Here is a 15,650-nt window from a genome sequence, read left to right as displayed (position 1 = left end):
CGCCACACACGAGACAAGCGCGCCGAAGCCGCGTCAGAATGGGGAGGTTGTCATGAGGATTCGGAATTTGATTGCGTGGCTGGTTGCCGCAATGCTGGCCGCAGGATGCACGGGTGCATTGGCGGAGACGCCGGGGGTTTCCGGCGGCACCGTCAAGATCGGCGTTCTCACCGACATGGGCGGCGTGTTTTCCGACCTCGCCGGTGCGGGTGCAGTTGCGGCCGCGCAGATGGCGATCGACGATTTCGTCGAGCAGGAGAAGCCGCCGTTCAAGGTGGAGCTGATCTCCGCGGATCACCAGAACAAGCCGGATGTCGCCACCGGCATCGCGCGGCAATGGTACGATACCGGCGGCGTCGACCTGATCACCGACGTCATCAATTCCGGTGTCGCGCTGGCGGTGTCGAGCGTCGCGGAAACCAAAAACCGCATGCTGATCGTCACCGGCTCCGGCTCAATGCGGCTCACCAATGAGCAGTGCTCGCCCAACACGATCAGCTATACTTGGGACACTTATTCGTTCACCAACGGACAGGCGCGGTTGGTGAAGTCGCTGGGCCTGGGGACCTGGTATTTCGTCGCCGTCGACTACGCACTGGGGAAATCCCTGGTGGCGGAAGCCTCGGAAGCCATCACGCGCGCCGGCGGCACAGTGGTCGGCACGGTCTATCACCCGATCAGCACCACTGACCTGTCGTCCTTCCTGCTGCAGGCCCAAGCCTCGAAGGCCAAGGTGATCGGATTCGCCAACGCCGGCGCCGATCTCCTGAACTCCATCACGGCTGCGAAGGATTTCAACATAACGCCGGGCCAGACCGTCGTGCCGTTGGTCGGTACGATCACCGAGGTCAACGCGCTGGGCGCGGCGGCGACGCAGGGTATGCTGCTGGTCGAACCGTTCTACTGGGACCTCGACGACCGCTCGAGGCAATGGAGCCGGCGCTTCTTTGCCAAGGTCGGGAAGATGCCAAACTTCGTGCAGGCCGGTGCCTATTCCGCTGTGACCAATTACCTGAAGGCCGTACAGGCGGTTAAGACCGACGACGCGGCAGCTGTGATGCAGCGACTCAAGTCGATGCCGATCGACGATATGTTCGCGCGCAACGGCAGGATCCGCGCGGACGGCCGCATGATCCACGACATGTATCTCGTCAAGGTGAAGGCGCCGGCCGACGTCAAGCAGAAATGGGACTATTATACAGTGGGGGAGACCATCCCGGCGGCTGAAGCCTTTCAGCCATTGTCCACGTCTAAGTGCCGGCTGGTGAATCAATAAGAATACCGCTGCTATTCAGCGGCGAGACTGGTCGGCATCGGAACTCCCACCTTCGGCCGCACCTTGGCCGCGCGGCGGTTCTTCTTGCTGAAGCGGCTGCCTGCGAGCAGCACTGCCGCGGCGCGCAGCTGCTCGCGCAGCCACTGATTGGTGGTGTCGCCCTCGGCGGTGGCATGCCAATAGAGATAGTTGACGTGCGGGCTGATCGGGAACGGGCAGGGGAAGCACTGCAACAGCCCGGGATCCTCCAGCACCGAGGCGGCGCTCTCCGACGCCGTCAGCAGCATGTTGCTGCGGCTCACGACATGGCAGGCGGTCGCGAAATTCTGGCAGGTCAGGCGCACGGTGCGCGTCAGGCCTAGCCGCTGGAGCTGGAAGTCCTCGAATGACACGCCGCTGCGCCGCGACGTCACGCAGACATGCTCCATGCGCAGATAGGCCTTCTTGTCGAGCCGGGTACGGAGCTCGGGATGGTCGCGCCGGGCGAACACCGCGATATGTTCGGTCAGGATCTGCTCGCGCCGTACCTCGGTCGAGAGCGGCAGCAGCGTATCGATCGCGACGTCCAGCGTGCCGGCGGCAAGCTCGCGCTCCAGATTGTTGCGCTCGCTGCGAACGGTGGCGATCTCGACCAGCGGCGCGACCGCGCTGATCCGGTTGATCAGCGCGCTCAGCATCGGCGCTTCCAGATTGTTGCGCAGTCCGATCACGAACCGCTTTGGCGTCTTCGCCGGATCGAAGCGGTTGGTGTGGGTCAGCGTCGTCTCGAGGCCGTTGAGCGCCTGACGCACGGTGGTGATGATCTGGCGCGCCAGCGGGGTCGGCGTCATCACGTGATGCCGGCGCACGAACAGCGGATCGTCGAACATTGCGCGCAGCCGGCTCAGCGCATGGCTCACAGCGGGCTGGGTCAGGTTGAGGCGGAAGCAGGCGCGGCTGACCCCGCCCTCGGTGTAAATCGCGTCGAACACGACGAACAGGTTCAGATCGATGTCGCGTACATGCATGGAAATAATCAATCCGTATCCGTCGAATGCATTTGACGAATATGAGTTGGCACTCTTAAAGTCTCAAGCAAAATAATACCTGGAGGAAACGATGAGCGTGCAATCGCCATCGCGCGGCGTTGCTGTCCCTGCGGCATCATCTCGCTCGGGCTCAATGTTTGCAAAACCGAGCCAGGAGCAGATCGTGCTCCTGATCACGATCGCGCTTCTGGTCGTGTTCGGCCTGACCCTGAACGGTTTTGCCACCGTCTCCAATCTCCTGAATCTGCTGCGCAGCATTTCCATCCTCGGCGTGCTCGGCCTCGGCATGGGGCTGATCGTGATCAGCCGCGGCATCGATCTGTCCGAGGTCGCGATCATGGCGGGTTCCTGGGCGATCGCGCTGATCTACATGCAGAACGGCATGCCTGTTTTCACGGCAGTGCTGTTGGCGCTGGCCATCGCGGTGCTGATCGGCGTCGTCAATGGCGTCATGGTCGCCTTTGTGGAGGCTCCAGCGCTGTTCGTGACGCTGGCCGCCGGCTTCGTGATCTATGGCCTCGCGTTCTGGATCGCGCCGGCCTGGGTGGTCTACGCGCCGAAGGACGCGCCGGGCCTGATGTATCTCGGCGCCGGACGGCTGTTCGGCATACCGGTTCCGATCCTGGTGTTCGCGGTCTGCGCGATCGCGATGCACTTGTTCCTGTCACGTACCTCGATCGGCCGCTTCATCTATGCGCAGGGCGACAATCCGGAGGCCGCGCGGCTGACCGGCATTCCGTTGCGGCCGCTGATCGTGCTGGAGCACGTGCTGGTTGCGCTGCTCGCCTGGATTGCAGGGCTGGTCTGGGTCGGCACCACGGGCAGCATGCAGATGGCGATCACGCAAGGGACCATGATCTTCGACGTCGTTCTGGTGGTCGTAATCGGCGGCATCAGCCTGATCGGCGGCCGCGGCAGCGTGTTCAGCGTCGTGGTGGGCTGCATCCTGATCGGCACGCTGCTCAACGCCTTCACCATCATGGACGTCAACAGCGAGGTGCAGAACATCATCAAGGGCGTGGTGCTGCTGGCCGCGATCGTGCTCGACAATTGGCTGCACCCCCGTGACGAGGAGACCGCGCGGCAAGGCGACTGAAACAAGGCGACTGAGCGCGCCGTGCCAATCAAAAAGAAACCCAATCAATCAAAAGAATTTTGTGTGGAGGAGACGATGAAGACGATCAAGTTCTGGACGATGCTGCTTGCCGGGGTGGCGGTGGCCGCGATGCCGTTTGCGGCATCGGCGCAGGAGGAAGGCACCAAGGCCGGGCGCGAGCTGCGCGCCGCCTATGACAAGTCGCTGCAGGGCAAGACCATCGCCTACCTGCCGATCGCGCTCGGCGTGCCGCTCTCCGACGAGTGGGGCCGCGTGGTGCAGGAAGAGGCCGAGTGGCGCGGCATGAAATACATCGTGCGCGACCCCAACAACAATCCGTCCGCCATGCAGCAGGCGCTGACCGCGCTGGTCGACCAGAAGCCCGATGTCCTGATCGTGCAGAATCCGAGCGTGACGCTCTTGATGAAGGATCTGAAGCGCGCCGAGGCCCAGGGCACCCATGTGATCCAGGTCAACATGGCCTCGAACTACAAGTCCGGCGCCTTTGTCGGCGTCGACTGGCGCGAGATCGGCCGGATGCTCGCGAACGAAACCGTCAAGGCGTGCGGCACCGGTTCCGGCAAGTCCGGCAAGGTGCAGATCGTGCAGGGCGAATTGACTGCAGCCGCCAGCGTCGATCAGGTCGGCGCCATCATGGAGGTCTTGAACAAGGATCCCAACATCAAGGTAGTTTCGAACCAGGCGGCGAACTGGGATGCCAACACTGCGCTCAACGTCACCGCCACCGTGATCCAGCAGCATCCCGATCTCTGCGCGTCGATCGGCTTCTGGGGCATCATGGAGTCGGGCGCCGCGCAGGCGATCCGCAATGCCGGCAAGATCGACGATGTCAAGGTGTTCGCCTCGGGCGAGGGCTCGCAGCTCGATTGCGACCAGGTCACGTCAGGCAATTTCAGCAAATTCCTCAGCTACAAGGCGACCGAGCAGGGTCACGACCTGATGTTTGCAGCCGAGACGCTGCTGATGTCCGGCGACAAGCCCGGCACGAAGAACCTGTCCTATTACACGCGGCCGATCTGGATCGATAAGTCGAACGCCTCGCTCGGCGGCACCTGCTTCGCGCTACCCAAGAAAAACTAACAAGGCGCGAGACAGCCGGCGCGGGGGGCATTCCCGCGCCGGCTGTATCAAGGGTCAGAATCCGGAAACGTCGAAACCGGATCAGGGAGTGCTTTGGCGATGTCGATGGCAGTTGATTCCTTTTCCGCATCGGTGCGGCGGTTCTCACCCCGGCTCCTGCTATCGGAGCTGTTGCTGAAACAGTGGTTCGAGCCGGTCGTTCCCTTCACCGTGATGATCGGGCTGTGGGCGTATTTCGCGCTCACCATTCCCGATTACGCCTCGGTGCAGAACTCGGTGTCGCTGCTGCGGCTGTTCGCCGAATTCGGCTTCGTCGCGCTGGCGATGGGCTTCTGCCTCGTCACCGGCGGCATCGACCTTTCGGTCGGCGCGATCTTCGCGCTGTGCAATTTCGCGGCGCTCTACTTCCTGCTGGTGCGAGAATGGCCGGTGGGCCTGGCCGTGCCGGCGACGCTTCTGGTCGGTGCGCTGCTCGGCAGCATCAACGGGTTTTTGATCGGCTTCCTGAAAACGCGACCGTTCCTGACCACGCTGGTGACGCTGATCATCCTGCGCGCCTCGGTCAATCTGCTCAACACCAGCTACGCCCAGGTGTTCGCGACCAATTCGGTCGAGAGCGACGCCTGGGACTTCATCGGCGGCGGCAGCGTGCTCGGCATTCCCGTCAATGCCGCGACGCTGTTCGTGGTGCTTTTGATCTGCCACATCTTCCTGTCGCGCTCGCGCTATGGCTGGCATCTCACCGCGATCGGTGCCAGCCGCAAGGCAGCGCGCCACGCCGGCATCCGCGTCCGGCTGATGCTGTTCATGACCTATGTGCTGTCGGGCACGCTGTGCGCGGCGAGTGGCATCTTCTACGCCGCGCGCCAGGCTTCGACGGATTCCACCACCGGCGTGGGCTGGGAATTCCAGGCGCTGACCGCCGTGGTGCTCGGCGGCGTGTCGCTGGCCGGCGGCAAGGGCACGGTGTGGCGGGCGATGATCGGCGCGCTGATCATCTTCCTTCTGATCAATGGTCTCGTGCGGATGGGCATCCCGGGCTACGTCACCTCGGCGGTGACCGGCATGATCCTGCTCGCGGCCGTGGGCATCGACGTCAAATGGTCAAAGAACCGCGGCAAGGCGATCCAGAAGATCTACGTCAATCCGGCCTTCGTGCCGCTGGCCTTGGCGCCCGCGGTGCAGCCGGGCGCGGCCTCGCCCTACGCGCAGAACGACCGGCTGATCAACGCCCAGGCGATCGGCGTCGACCAGGTCGAGGGACCCGAGGATGTCATCCTCGACCGTCAGGGCCGGTTGTACGGCTCGACCCGCGACGGCAATGTGATCCGCTTCTCCGGGCCGAACTTCGAGACCCGCGAGGTGTTCGCCCATATCGGCGGGCGGCCGCTCGGCATGCAGTTCGATCGCGACGAGAATCTGATCGTCGCGGTCGCCGGCATGGGCGTCTACGGCGTCGCGCCCGATGGCCGCATCTTCAAGGTCACCGACGAGACCAACCGCACCTGGTACAAGCTGAACGATGACTCGCGCCTGCGCATGGCCGACGATCTCGACATCGCGCCCGACGGCAAGATCTATTTCAGCGACTGCACCACGCGCTACGAGATGACCACCAACACCCTCGACATCCTCGAGGGCCGGCCGAACGGCCGCGTCGTCTGCTACGATCCGGCGACCAAGACCACGCGCACGGTGATCAACCACTTCTATTTCCCGAACGGGATCTGCGTCTCCCATGACGGCAAGTCGATCCTGATTGCGTCGACTTCGTTATGCAAGATCTTCCGCCACTGGATCGAGGGGCCGAACAAGGGCAAGACCGAAGTGCTGATGGACGAGTTGCCGGGCAACCCCGACAACATCAACCGCGCCTCCGACGGCACCTACTGGCTGGCGCTGGTCGGCATCCGCACGCCCACCTTCGACCTTGCGGCGCGAAAACCCGGCTTCCGGTTGCGCATGGTCAAGCAGGTGCCGACCGACGAGTGGCTGGCGCCGGCGCTCAACCATGGCTGCGTGCTGAAGTTCAACGAGAGCGGCGAGGCGCTGGAGTCGTGGTGGGACCCGACCGGCATCTCGCACTCGACCCTGACCTCGATGCGCGAGCATCAGGGCTATCTCTATCTCGGCGGGCTCGAGAACAACCGCATCGGCCGCATCAAGCTCGACGGCGTCGACGACAGCTGGACCGGCTACGATGCCTATTGGGGCGCCAAGAGTCGGGTAACAGGCAGGGTGACGAAGTAATGGGATTTTTCGATCATCTGCTGCGCGACATCCGCAGCGTCATCGACCGCGACGGCGGCCAGAACGCGATTCCGCCGCTCGACGGCGCGCTGAGCCCGAACGACCGGCTCGACACGGCGATGCCGATCGGCGAGCCGCTACCCGGCGTCGACGACGTCATCGCCGCCGGCGACGGCGCGATCTTCGTTTCCGCCGGCCGTCAAGTGCTGAAGCTCAGCGGCGCCGATTTCTCCAATCGCACGGTGATCGCCGAGTTCGAGGATGAGGCCGGCGGGCTCGCGCTGCATCCGGACGGCCGCCTTCTGGTCTGCGTCGCGGGCAGAGGGCTTGCCGCGATCGATCCCGCCAAGCCCGCGCCGCGCTGGCTGGAGGCCGCCGGCGGCGGTGCGCTCGCCGGGCTGCTGTCGGTCACGGCGGCACCCGATGGCCGCATCTACGCCGTCGAAGGCAGCGCCGGCCGCCGCCCGAGCGAGTGGCGGCACGACCTGATGGAGAAGCGTGCCGGTGGCCGTCTGATCAGCTGCGGTGCTGGCCTCGACAATCCCCAGGTGCTGTTGCGCGACCTGCCATATCCCTACGGCGTGATGGTTTCGGCCGACGGCAAGAGCCTGTGGCTCACCGAGAGCTGGGGGCATCGCCTCAGCCGGTTCGCACTAACTGGCGCTGGGCTTGGTCCGCGCGAGACCATCGCCGCCAACATGCCGGGCTATCCGGCACGGCTGCATCCGGACGGCCATGGCGGGGTGCTGCTCGGCATGTTTGCGCGCCGCACGCATCTGATCGAGTTCGTGCTCAAGGAAGACGACTTCCGCGAGGAGATGATGGCGACGATGCCGCCCGAATACTGGGTGGCGCCGGCGCTCGCCGGCGGCAGCGATTGCCTGGAGCCGATGCAGATCGGCGGGGTAAAGGCGCTCGGCATCCAGAAGCCCTGGGCGCCGCCGCGCTCCTATGGCCTGCTGGTGCATCTCGACGCCGAGGGGGAGGCCAGCGACAGCCTGCACAGCCGCGCCGGCGGTCGCTTCCACGGTATCACCGCCGCCTGCGCGACGCCGTCGGGCATCGTGATCGCGGCGCGCGGCGCCGGACGGCTGTTGCGCTACACGGGAGAGCTGCGATGAATGACGGCGTGATGCAGGCGGCGCCCGCCACCCAATCCGCAACCCGCGAGCCGGTGCTGCGGATCAGCAACGGCTCCAAGATATACGGCGGTGTGCATGCCATCGAGGGAGTGAATTTCGATCTTTATCCCGGCGAAGTACATGCGCTGGTCGGCGAGAACGGCGCCGGCAAATCGACGCTGTGCAAGGCGATCGCGGGCGCGATCAACCTCACCTCCGGCGATTATCTGCTCGACGGCAAACCCGCCAATTTCGAGCAGCCGCGCGACGCGCTCGATGCCGGCATCTGCATGGTCTATCAGGAGACCAGCCTGGTGCCGACCATGACCGCGGCGCAGAACATCGAGCTCGGCAACGAGAAGCTGCTGACGCGCTTCCGCACCCTGAACATCCAGGCGCAGCAGCTGCTTCAGTCGCTCAATTTCCACGTCGATCCGGCGACGCCGGTGGCGCTGCTCGGCACTGCCAAGAAGCAGATGGTTGAGATCGCGCGCGCGATCTACAACAAGGCGCGCATCATCATCTTCGACGAGCCGACCGCGTCGCTGACGCCGGAGGAGATCGTCCACTTCTTCCATCTGGTGCGCGACCTGCGCGCCCGCGGCGTCTCGATCATCTACATCTCGCACGCGCTGGAGGAATCGCTGCAGATCGCCGACCGCATCACCGTGCTGCGCGACGGCAAGCTGGTGATCACGGCACCCGCCAAGCAGCTCACGCGCGACGCGCTGGTGCAGCATATGGTCGGGCGCGAGGTCGCGCAGGCGGTCTACGGCGGCAAAGCGAAGACCCATCAGCGTCGCGAGAAGGTGCTGACGGTCGAGAACGTCACCATGGGCATGGCGGTCAAGAACATGTCGTTCTCGGTCTATGCCGGCGAGGTGGTCGGCATCGCCGGCCTGATCGGCTCCGGCCGCACCGAGATCGCCAAGATCGTCTACGGCGCGCTGAAGCGCAACCTGGTAAATGGCGGCACCATCCGGCTGCGCGGCAAACCGATCCGCTATCGCGTGCCGCGACAGGCGATCAATGACGGCATCGCCTACATCACCGAGGACCGCAAGGCCAACGGCTTCTTCGAGACCATGGTGGTCGACGACAACGTCTATATCGGCAGCCTCGCCACGCGGAAGGGCTGGAGCTTGCTGCTGTCGCGTGCCAAGCGCAGCAAGCTCGCCAGTTACTGGGTCGACCGGCTCAAGATCAGCGCGTTGCAGCGCAAGGCCAGGATCATCGAGCTGTCCGGCGGCAACCAGCAGAAGGTTGTGCTGGCCAAGACGCTGGTGCAGGAGCCGTCGATCATCTTCTTCGACGAGCCGACGCGCGGCGTCGACGTCGGCACCATCCCGCATATCCACGGCGAAATCCGCCGCCTCGCCGACGAGGGCAAGGCGGTGGTGGTGATCTCGTCGTATCTGCCGGAGATCCTCGCCGTCTCCGACCGCATCCTGGTTGCCCGCACCGGCCGCATCGTCGCCGAGTTCGACGCGGCGGATGCAACCCAGGACAAGATCCTGTACGCCGCGGTGCATTGAGGCCGCGCGGCGGATCTCTCCCTCTCGTCATTCCGGGGCTCGCGAAGCGAGAGTACGGAATCCATTGCGCCGCGCACGGATTCCGGGCTCAGCCCTTTGGGCTGCCCGCAATGACCGGCGTATCCCCGCTGTCATCGCCCGCGAAGGCGGGCGATCCGGTACGCCGCGGCCTATCGGTTCAATCACGACTGCCTCCGGAATACTGGATCGCCCGGTCAAGGCCGGGCGATGACAGCCGTGGGCGTGGCTCACCCCGGCCTTGACAATTATTTTAAGTATAAAATAATATGCCGCGTCGGCCAACGGCAGGAACCTGCCCGATCTGCCGAAGCCAACGGGAGAACGCCATGCGCATCGTTTGCATTGGAGGCGGGCCGGCCGGGCTCTACTTCGGCGTCCTGATGAAGATGCTGGATCCCGCGCACCAGATCTCGGTGGTCGAGCGCAACCGGCCCTACGACACGTTCGGCTTCGGCGTGGTGTTTTCCGATGCGACCATGGACAACATGCGCAAATGGGACCCGGTCACCGCCGACACGATCGAGCAGGCCTTCAACCACTGGGATGACATCGAGGTCCTGATCAAGGGCCGGCGGATGCGCACCACCGGCCATGGCTTCGTTGGCATCGGCCGCAAGCGGCTGCTCAATATCCTGCAAGCGCGGGCCGAGGAACTCGGCGTCGAATTGATCTTCGAACGCGAGGTCAATTCCGACCTCGAATTCCCCGACGCCGACCTGATCGTGGCCTGCGACGGCGTGAACTCGAAGATCCGCGCCAAATACGCCGAGACTTTCCAGCCCGACATGCTGATGCGGCCGAACCGCTATATCTGGCTCGGCACCAACCGTCCCTTCGATGCCTTCACGTTCGATTTCCGCAAGACTGAGCATGGCTGGTTCCAGGCGCACATCTACAAGTTCGAGGAGGGCGCGGCGACCTTCATCGTCGAGACCACCGAGGAGGCCTATCTCGCCCACGGCCTCGACAAGATGGATCAGGCCGCGTCCATCGCCTTCTGCGAGAAGGTGTTCGCGGAAATCCTCGAGGGGCATCATCTGGTCTCCAACGCGCGGCATCTGCGCGGTTCGGCCTGGCTGTCGTTTCCGCGGCTGATCTGCGGCAAGTGGACCGCGTTCAACGGCAACAGCCATGTCGTGCTGATGGGCGATGCCGCCCATACCGCGCATTTCGCGATCGGCTCGGGCACCAAGCTCGCGCTGGAAGATGCGATCGAGCTGACCAACCAGTTCAAGATCCACGGCGCGACCAAGGACAGCATTCCGGCCGTGCTGAAGGCTTACGAGGAGCTGCGACGGGTCGACGTGGCGCGGATCCAGAACGCCGCGCGCAACGCGATGGAATGGTTCGAAGTGGTCGGCTCACGCTACGCCGACACGCTCGAGCCGGAGCAGTTCATGTACTCGCTGCTGACCCGCTCGCAGCGCATCAGCCACGAGAACCTGCGACTGCGCGACAAGACCTGGCTCGAAGGCTATGAGCGCTGGTTTGCAGAGCGCAGCGGCGTGCCCGCCACCAACGACCGCGTCACGCCGCCGATGCTGACGCCGTTCCAGATTCGTGGCCTGTCGCTGCACAACCGGATCATCGTCTCGCCGATGGCGATGTACTCGGCGGAGGAGGGCGTGCCGAACGATTTTCACCTGGTGCACTTCGGCTCCCGCGCGCTTGGCGGCGCCGGCCTCTTGTTCACCGAGATGACCTGCGTCTCGCCGGAGGCGCGGATCACGCCCGGCTGCTGCGGTCTGTGGAACGACGCGCAGGCTGTGGCCTACAAGCGCATCGTCGAGTTCGTGCACCGCAATTCAGAGGCGCGGATCGGCATCCAGCTCGGCCATGCTGGCCGCAAGGGCTCGACCCGCGTCGCCTGGGAAGGCATGGACGAGCCGCTGCCTGACCATAACTGGCCGCTGGTGTCGGCCTCACCGGTGCCCTATCTGCCCGATGGCCAGATCCCGGAGCCGATGAGCCGCGCCGAGATGGACGAGGTGCGCGAGCAGTTCGTCGCTGCCGCCAGGCGCGCCGCCAGCGCCGGCTTCGATATTCTGGAGCTGCACTGCGCCCACGGCTATCTGCTGTCGAGCTTTCTGTCGCCGCTGACCAACCGCCGCACCGACGACTATGGCGGATCGATCGAGAACCGCGCGCGTTATCCGCTGGAAGTATTTCGCGCGATCCGTGCGGTGTGGCCGGAGGACAAGCCGATGTCGGTCCGCCTGTCCTGTCACGACTGGGCCGAGGGCGGCAACACGCCCGAGGATGCGCTGGCTTTCGCAAAACTGTTCAAGGCGGCGGGTGCCGACCTGATCGATTGCTCCTCGGGCCAGGTCTGGGCCGACGACCATCCGATCTATGGCCGGCTCTACCAGACGCCGTTCGCCGACAAGATCCGCAACGAGGTCGGCATCCCCACCATCGCGGTCGGCGCGATCTCGGAGGCCGATCACGCCAACTCGATCATCGCCGCCGGCCGCGCCGATCTCTGCGCCATCGCGCGGCCGCATCTCGCCGATCCCGCATGGACGCTGCATGAGGCCGCGAAGATCGGCGTCAAGCAGATCGCCTGGCCGAAGCAGTATCTGTCGGGCAAGTCGCAATACGAGGCCAATCTCGAACGCGCCGCTGCGGGAGTGAAGGCATGACACGGTTCTGGCCGAACGCCCATGCGCTCGTCACCGGTGCCGGTTCCGGGATCGGCGCCGCGACCGCGATCGCACTCGCGAAGGCCGGCGTGCGCGTCAGCGTTGCCGGGCGCCGGATCGATGCGCTGAAGGCGACGGCAGCATCGCTCGGCAAGCAGGCTGGCGCCGTTGTGTCGATCGATGTGACTGATGAGGCCGCGGTGACCAGGGGGATCGCCGATATCGAGGCTGCAGCCGGCCCGATCGATATCCTCGTCAACAATGCCGGTAAGGCCGGCAGCGCGCCGTTTGACAAGACGAATACCGCGCTGTGGGCGGATATGCTGGCGAGCAACCTCTCCAGCGTGTTCCTGGTGACGCAGACGGTGCTGCCCGGGATGGCGCATCGCGGTCGCGGGCGGGTGATCAATGTGGCCTCGACCGCGGGCCTCACGGGTTACGCTTATGTGTCGGCCTACGTCGCCGCCAAGCACGGCGTCATTGGCCTCACGCGGTCACTGGCGCTGGAATATGCGCGGCGCGGCGTCACCGTGAATGCGGTCTGTCCCGGCTATACCGACACGCCGCTGGTGGCCGATGCCGCCGCCAACATCGTCGCCAAGACCGGGCGCAGCGAGCAGGAGGCGCGGGCTGCGCTCGCCAAGGTCAATCCGATGCAACGGCTGGTGACGCCGGAGGAGGTCGCCGACGCCGTCCTCTGGCTCGCATCCGAAGGCGCATCGTCAATCAACGGACAAGCCGTCGCTGTCGCCGGCGGCGAGGTCTTTACCGGGTGAAGGAACACATCATGTCCGAGATGAAAGCAAAGCTCCGTCCGTTCAAGGATTATCCCGCAAAGCACTTCCGCTGGCAGGTCGACGCCAGCGGCCGCGTCGCGACGATCACGCTGAACCGGCCGGACAAGAAGAACCCGTTGACCTTCGAGTCCTATGAAGAGCTGCGCGACCTCTTCACCAATCTCAAATACGCCTCCGATGTCCGCGCCATCGTGCTGACCGGCGCCGAGGGCAATTTCTGCTCCGGCGGAGATGTGTTCGAGATCATCGAGCCGTTGACGCGGATGGGGATGCCGGACCTGCTCGCCTTCACCCGGATGACCGGTGAGGTGGTGCGGGCGATGCGCAAGTGCCCGCAGATCATCGTCGCTGCGATCGACGGCATCTGCGCTGGGGCCGGCGCGATGCTGGCGCTGGCGTCGGACCTCAGGCTGGCGACGCCGCAGGCCAAGACCGCCTTCCTGTTCACCCGCGTCGGCCTCGCCGGCGCCGACATGGGCGCGTGCGGATTGTTGCCGCGCGTGATCGGGCAGGGCCGCGCCGCCGATCTGCTCTACACCGGCCGCGCCATGAGTGCCGACGAAGGTTTTGCCTGGGGTTTCCACAACCGGCTGGTGCCGCCAACGGAGCTTGCCGCCGCCGCGCACGAGCTGGCGCGCTCGCTCGCGGACGGGCCGTGGTTCGCGCATGGCGTGACGAAGACGATGTTCAACCAGGAATGGGCGATGGGCGTCGACGAGATGATCGAGTCGGAAGCGCAGGCGCAGGCGATCTGCATGGTGACGGGTGACTTCCGCCGCGCCTTCGAGGCCTTCGCCGCCAAACAGAAACCCGCCTTCGAGGGCAATTGAGATGATCGAGATCCTGCAACCGGAAGGATGGGCGAAGCCGATCGGCTACGCCAACGGCATGGCCGCGCGCGGCAAACAGATTTTCATCGCGGGCCAGATCGGCTGGAACGGGCAATGCGTGTTCGAGACCGACGATCTCGTCGCGCAGATCGGCCAGACCCTGCGCAACATCGTCGCGGTCGCCGCCGCCGGCGGCGCCGGGCCCGAGCACATCGTGTCGATGACCTGGTTCTTGCTCGACCGCAAGGAATATTCCGCGCGGCTGAAGGAGATCGGCGCGGTCTATCGCGACGTGATCGGCCGGCGCTTTCCGGCGATGACCGCGATCCAGGTTGCCGGGCTGATCGAGGACCGCGCCAAGGTGGAAATCCAGGCCATCGCCGTGGTGTCGGATTGATGAGGATGAGCCGTCGCCAATCCCGTCATCCTGAGGAGCCGCGAAGCGGCGTCTCGAAGGATGCACGGCCCGGCTTGTGGCCGTCGACCCTTCGAGACGCGCGTTCCGCGCTCCTCCAGCGACAAGGGCGGAGCCTTTGCGCGGGGGTGACGGGGATAGATTGGAGTTCGCTGAAGCAACGTTAAGCCTAAGCCCAATCATCGCAGGCCACTCCAGGTCCCGGGCGACAAAGCCGCTTGCGGTCGGGCAACGGGCCATGCGACCCTGTATCCAAGCGTAAACGCGTCCTGTTGTGAGTGGAGTAAGGGACGATGAAGGCGATTATCGTCGGAGGCGGCATCGGAGGCCTCACCACTGCGCTGATGCTGCGCTCGCGCGGCATAAGCTGCGAGCTGTACGAGCAGTCGGAGACGATCCGCGAGCTCGGCGTCGGCATCAACACCTTGCCGCATGCGATCCGCGAACTGGCGGGGCTTGGTCTGCTCGACAGGCTCGACGACGTCGCGATCCGCACTTATGAGCTGTTCTATCTGACGCGGCATGGCCAGCAGGTCTGGCACGAGAAGCGCGGGCTCGATGCCGGCCACGACGTGCCGCAATTCTCGATCCATCGCGGTCGCCTGCAAAGCGTGATCCATCAGGCCGTGATCGAGCGGCTCGGCGCGGATGCGATCCGCACCGGCTGCCGGCTCGGCTCCTTCACGCAGGACGAGGGCGGCGTCTCGGCGTATTTCTTCGATCGCAGCGGCAGCCACGTACACACCGCGCGCGGCGACATCCTGATCGGCGCCGACGGCATCCACTCCAAGGTGCGGCAGACTCTGTTTCCGGATGAAGGCGGGCCGTGCTGGAACGGCTTGATGCTGTGGCGCGGCGCCACCGATTGGCCGGCCTTCCTGACCGGCCGGTCGATGATCATCGCGGGCGGCTTGAACGCCAAGGCCGTGATCTATCCGATCGCGCCGGGCTCGAGCCCGGCAAGCCGCCTCACCAACTGGGCGGTGCTGGTGCGGATCGGCGACGGCTCCTCGCCGCCGCCGCGCCGCGAGGGCTGGTCCAATCTCGGCCGGCGCGACGAGATGATGCCCTATGTGGCTGGTTTCACGATCCCGCAGGTCGACTTTACCGGCCTGATCAATGCGACCCCGGAGTTCTGGGAGTATCCGTGCTGTGACCGCGATCCGCTGCCGTACTGGTCGAGCGGCCGCGTCACGCTGCTCGGCGACGCCGCGCATCCGATGTATCCGGTCGGCTCGAACGGCGCGTCGCAGGCCATTCTCGATGCACGCTGCCTCGCCGACATGTTGGCGCGGGCCGAGCATCCGCGCCAGGCCCTGGCGGCCTATGAGCGGCAGCGGCTGCCGATGACCGCCGACATCGTCGCCTCCAACCGCCGTGGCGGGCCGGAGGGGGTCATCGACGCCGTCGAGCAACTCGCGCCGCAGGGCTTTACCGACGTCGACACCATTCTCAACTACGAGGCGCGCGAGGCGATCGTGCGCGGCTATGCCGCGAAGGCCGGCTTCGCCGCGCGCGTGGTGGCGCGGCAGTAGGGG

The 15,650-nt window shown here is 65.2% G+C and carries 12 protein-coding genes; 11 read left to right on the top strand and 1 reads right to left on the bottom strand.

The features are described from left to right. The first annotated feature begins 52 nt into the window (after positions 1 to 52). A complete protein-coding gene (locus ACVISU_RS06250) occupies positions 53 to 1,276 on the top strand; it encodes an ABC transporter substrate-binding protein (protein ID WP_456706354.1) in 1,224 nt (407 codons plus the stop codon). Positions 1,277 to 1,287: 11 nt separating this feature from the next. On the opposite strand, the gene ACVISU_RS06245 is transcribed toward ACVISU_RS06250, so the two are convergent. Further along, positions 1,288 to 2,283: a LysR family transcriptional regulator gene (locus tag ACVISU_RS06245; RefSeq protein ID WP_456706353.1), complete on the bottom strand. Its 996-nt coding sequence runs from the start codon at positions 2,281 to 2,283 to the stop codon at positions 1,288 to 1,290. A 91-nt stretch (positions 2,284 to 2,374) separates the two neighbouring features. Between ACVISU_RS06245 and ACVISU_RS06240 the strand changes: the two genes are divergently transcribed. The 10 genes from ACVISU_RS06240 (at position 2,375) to ACVISU_RS06195 (ending at position 15,647) form a co-directional block, all read left to right on the top strand. Next, positions 2,375 to 3,400: an ABC transporter permease gene (locus tag ACVISU_RS06240; protein ID WP_244521899.1), complete on the top strand. Its 1,026-nt coding sequence runs from the start codon at positions 2,375 to 2,377 to the stop codon at positions 3,398 to 3,400. A 75-nt stretch (positions 3,401 to 3,475) separates the two neighbouring features. Then, positions 3,476 to 4,501, top strand: a complete 1,026-nt coding sequence (locus tag ACVISU_RS06235; protein ID WP_456706352.1) for a sugar ABC transporter substrate-binding protein — start codon at positions 3,476 to 3,478, stop codon at positions 4,499 to 4,501. A gap of 105 nt (positions 4,502 to 4,606) precedes the next feature. After that, positions 4,607 to 6,751, top strand: coding sequence for an ABC transporter permease (locus ACVISU_RS06230; RefSeq protein ID WP_456706351.1), 2,145 nt, complete (start codon positions 4,607 to 4,609; stop codon positions 6,749 to 6,751). Then, positions 6,751 to 7,872 carry an SMP-30/gluconolactonase/LRE family protein gene (locus tag ACVISU_RS06225; RefSeq protein ID WP_050405076.1) on the top strand — a complete coding sequence of 374 codons (1,122 nt, stop codon included), beginning with the start codon at positions 6,751 to 6,753 and terminating at the stop codon, positions 7,870 to 7,872. Before ACVISU_RS06230 ends, ACVISU_RS06225 begins: the two co-directional genes overlap by 1 nt. 11 nt (positions 7,873 to 7,883) lie before the next feature. Then, positions 7,884 to 9,407 carry a sugar ABC transporter ATP-binding protein gene (locus tag ACVISU_RS06220; RefSeq protein WP_050405119.1) on the top strand — a complete coding sequence of 508 codons (1,524 nt, stop codon included), beginning with the start codon at positions 7,884 to 7,886 and terminating at the stop codon, positions 9,405 to 9,407. Between the two features lie 347 nt (positions 9,408 to 9,754). Next, on the top strand, positions 9,755 to 12,070 hold the full coding sequence (locus ACVISU_RS06215) for a bifunctional salicylyl-CoA 5-hydroxylase/oxidoreductase (RefSeq protein ID WP_456706350.1): 2,316 nt from the start codon (positions 9,755 to 9,757) through the stop codon (positions 12,068 to 12,070). Further along, a complete protein-coding gene (locus tag ACVISU_RS06210) occupies positions 12,067 to 12,846 on the top strand; it encodes an SDR family NAD(P)-dependent oxidoreductase (protein WP_456706349.1) in 780 nt (259 codons plus the stop codon). The genes ACVISU_RS06215 and ACVISU_RS06210 overlap by 4 nt, the downstream gene beginning before the upstream one ends. Positions 12,847 to 12,857: 11 nt before the next feature. Beyond that, positions 12,858 to 13,697 carry an enoyl-CoA hydratase family protein gene (locus ACVISU_RS06205; protein ID WP_050405118.1) on the top strand — a complete coding sequence of 280 codons (840 nt, stop codon included), beginning with the start codon at positions 12,858 to 12,860 and terminating at the stop codon, positions 13,695 to 13,697. A 1-nt stretch (position 13,698) separates the two neighbouring features. Beyond that, complete coding sequence (locus ACVISU_RS06200; RefSeq protein ID WP_456706348.1) at positions 13,699 to 14,094, top strand: RidA family protein; 396 nt, start codon at positions 13,699 to 13,701, stop codon at positions 14,092 to 14,094. 311 nt (positions 14,095 to 14,405) lie between these two features. Next, complete coding sequence (locus ACVISU_RS06195) at positions 14,406 to 15,647, top strand: flavin-dependent oxidoreductase (protein ID WP_456706347.1); 1,242 nt, start codon at positions 14,406 to 14,408, stop codon at positions 15,645 to 15,647. Positions 15,648 to 15,650 lie beyond the last annotated feature (3 nt).

Source organism: Bradyrhizobium sp. USDA 4452, assembly GCF_054063575.1.
Note: the sequence above shows the minus strand (reverse complement) of the source record. Positions and strands in the feature narration are given on the sequence as shown.

Excerpts from the sequence above, each read along its gene's own strand:
- ACVISU_RS06250 (WP_456706354.1), top strand. The coding sequence starts at position 53 with ATGAGGATTCGGAATTTGATTGCGTGGCTGGTTGCCGCAATGCTGGCC.
- ACVISU_RS06245 (WP_456706353.1), bottom strand. The coding sequence starts at position 2,283 with ATGCATGTACGCGACATCGATCTGAACCTGTTCGTCGTGTTCGACGCG.
- ACVISU_RS06240 (WP_244521899.1), top strand. The coding sequence starts at position 2,375 with ATGAGCGTGCAATCGCCATCGCGCGGCGTTGCTGTCCCTGCGGCATCA.
- ACVISU_RS06235 (WP_456706352.1), top strand. The coding sequence starts at position 3,476 with ATGAAGACGATCAAGTTCTGGACGATGCTGCTTGCCGGGGTGGCGGTG.
- ACVISU_RS06230 (WP_456706351.1), top strand. The coding sequence starts at position 4,607 with ATGGCAGTTGATTCCTTTTCCGCATCGGTGCGGCGGTTCTCACCCCGG.
- ACVISU_RS06225 (WP_050405076.1), top strand. The coding sequence starts at position 6,751 with ATGGGATTTTTCGATCATCTGCTGCGCGACATCCGCAGCGTCATCGAC.
- ACVISU_RS06220 (WP_050405119.1), top strand. The coding sequence starts at position 7,884 with ATGCAGGCGGCGCCCGCCACCCAATCCGCAACCCGCGAGCCGGTGCTG.
- ACVISU_RS06215 (WP_456706350.1), top strand. The coding sequence starts at position 9,755 with ATGCGCATCGTTTGCATTGGAGGCGGGCCGGCCGGGCTCTACTTCGGC.
- ACVISU_RS06210 (WP_456706349.1), top strand. The coding sequence starts at position 12,067 with ATGACACGGTTCTGGCCGAACGCCCATGCGCTCGTCACCGGTGCCGGT.
- ACVISU_RS06205 (WP_050405118.1), top strand. The coding sequence starts at position 12,858 with ATGTCCGAGATGAAAGCAAAGCTCCGTCCGTTCAAGGATTATCCCGCA.
- ACVISU_RS06200 (WP_456706348.1), top strand. The coding sequence starts at position 13,699 with ATGATCGAGATCCTGCAACCGGAAGGATGGGCGAAGCCGATCGGCTAC.
- ACVISU_RS06195 (WP_456706347.1), top strand. The coding sequence starts at position 14,406 with ATGAAGGCGATTATCGTCGGAGGCGGCATCGGAGGCCTCACCACTGCG.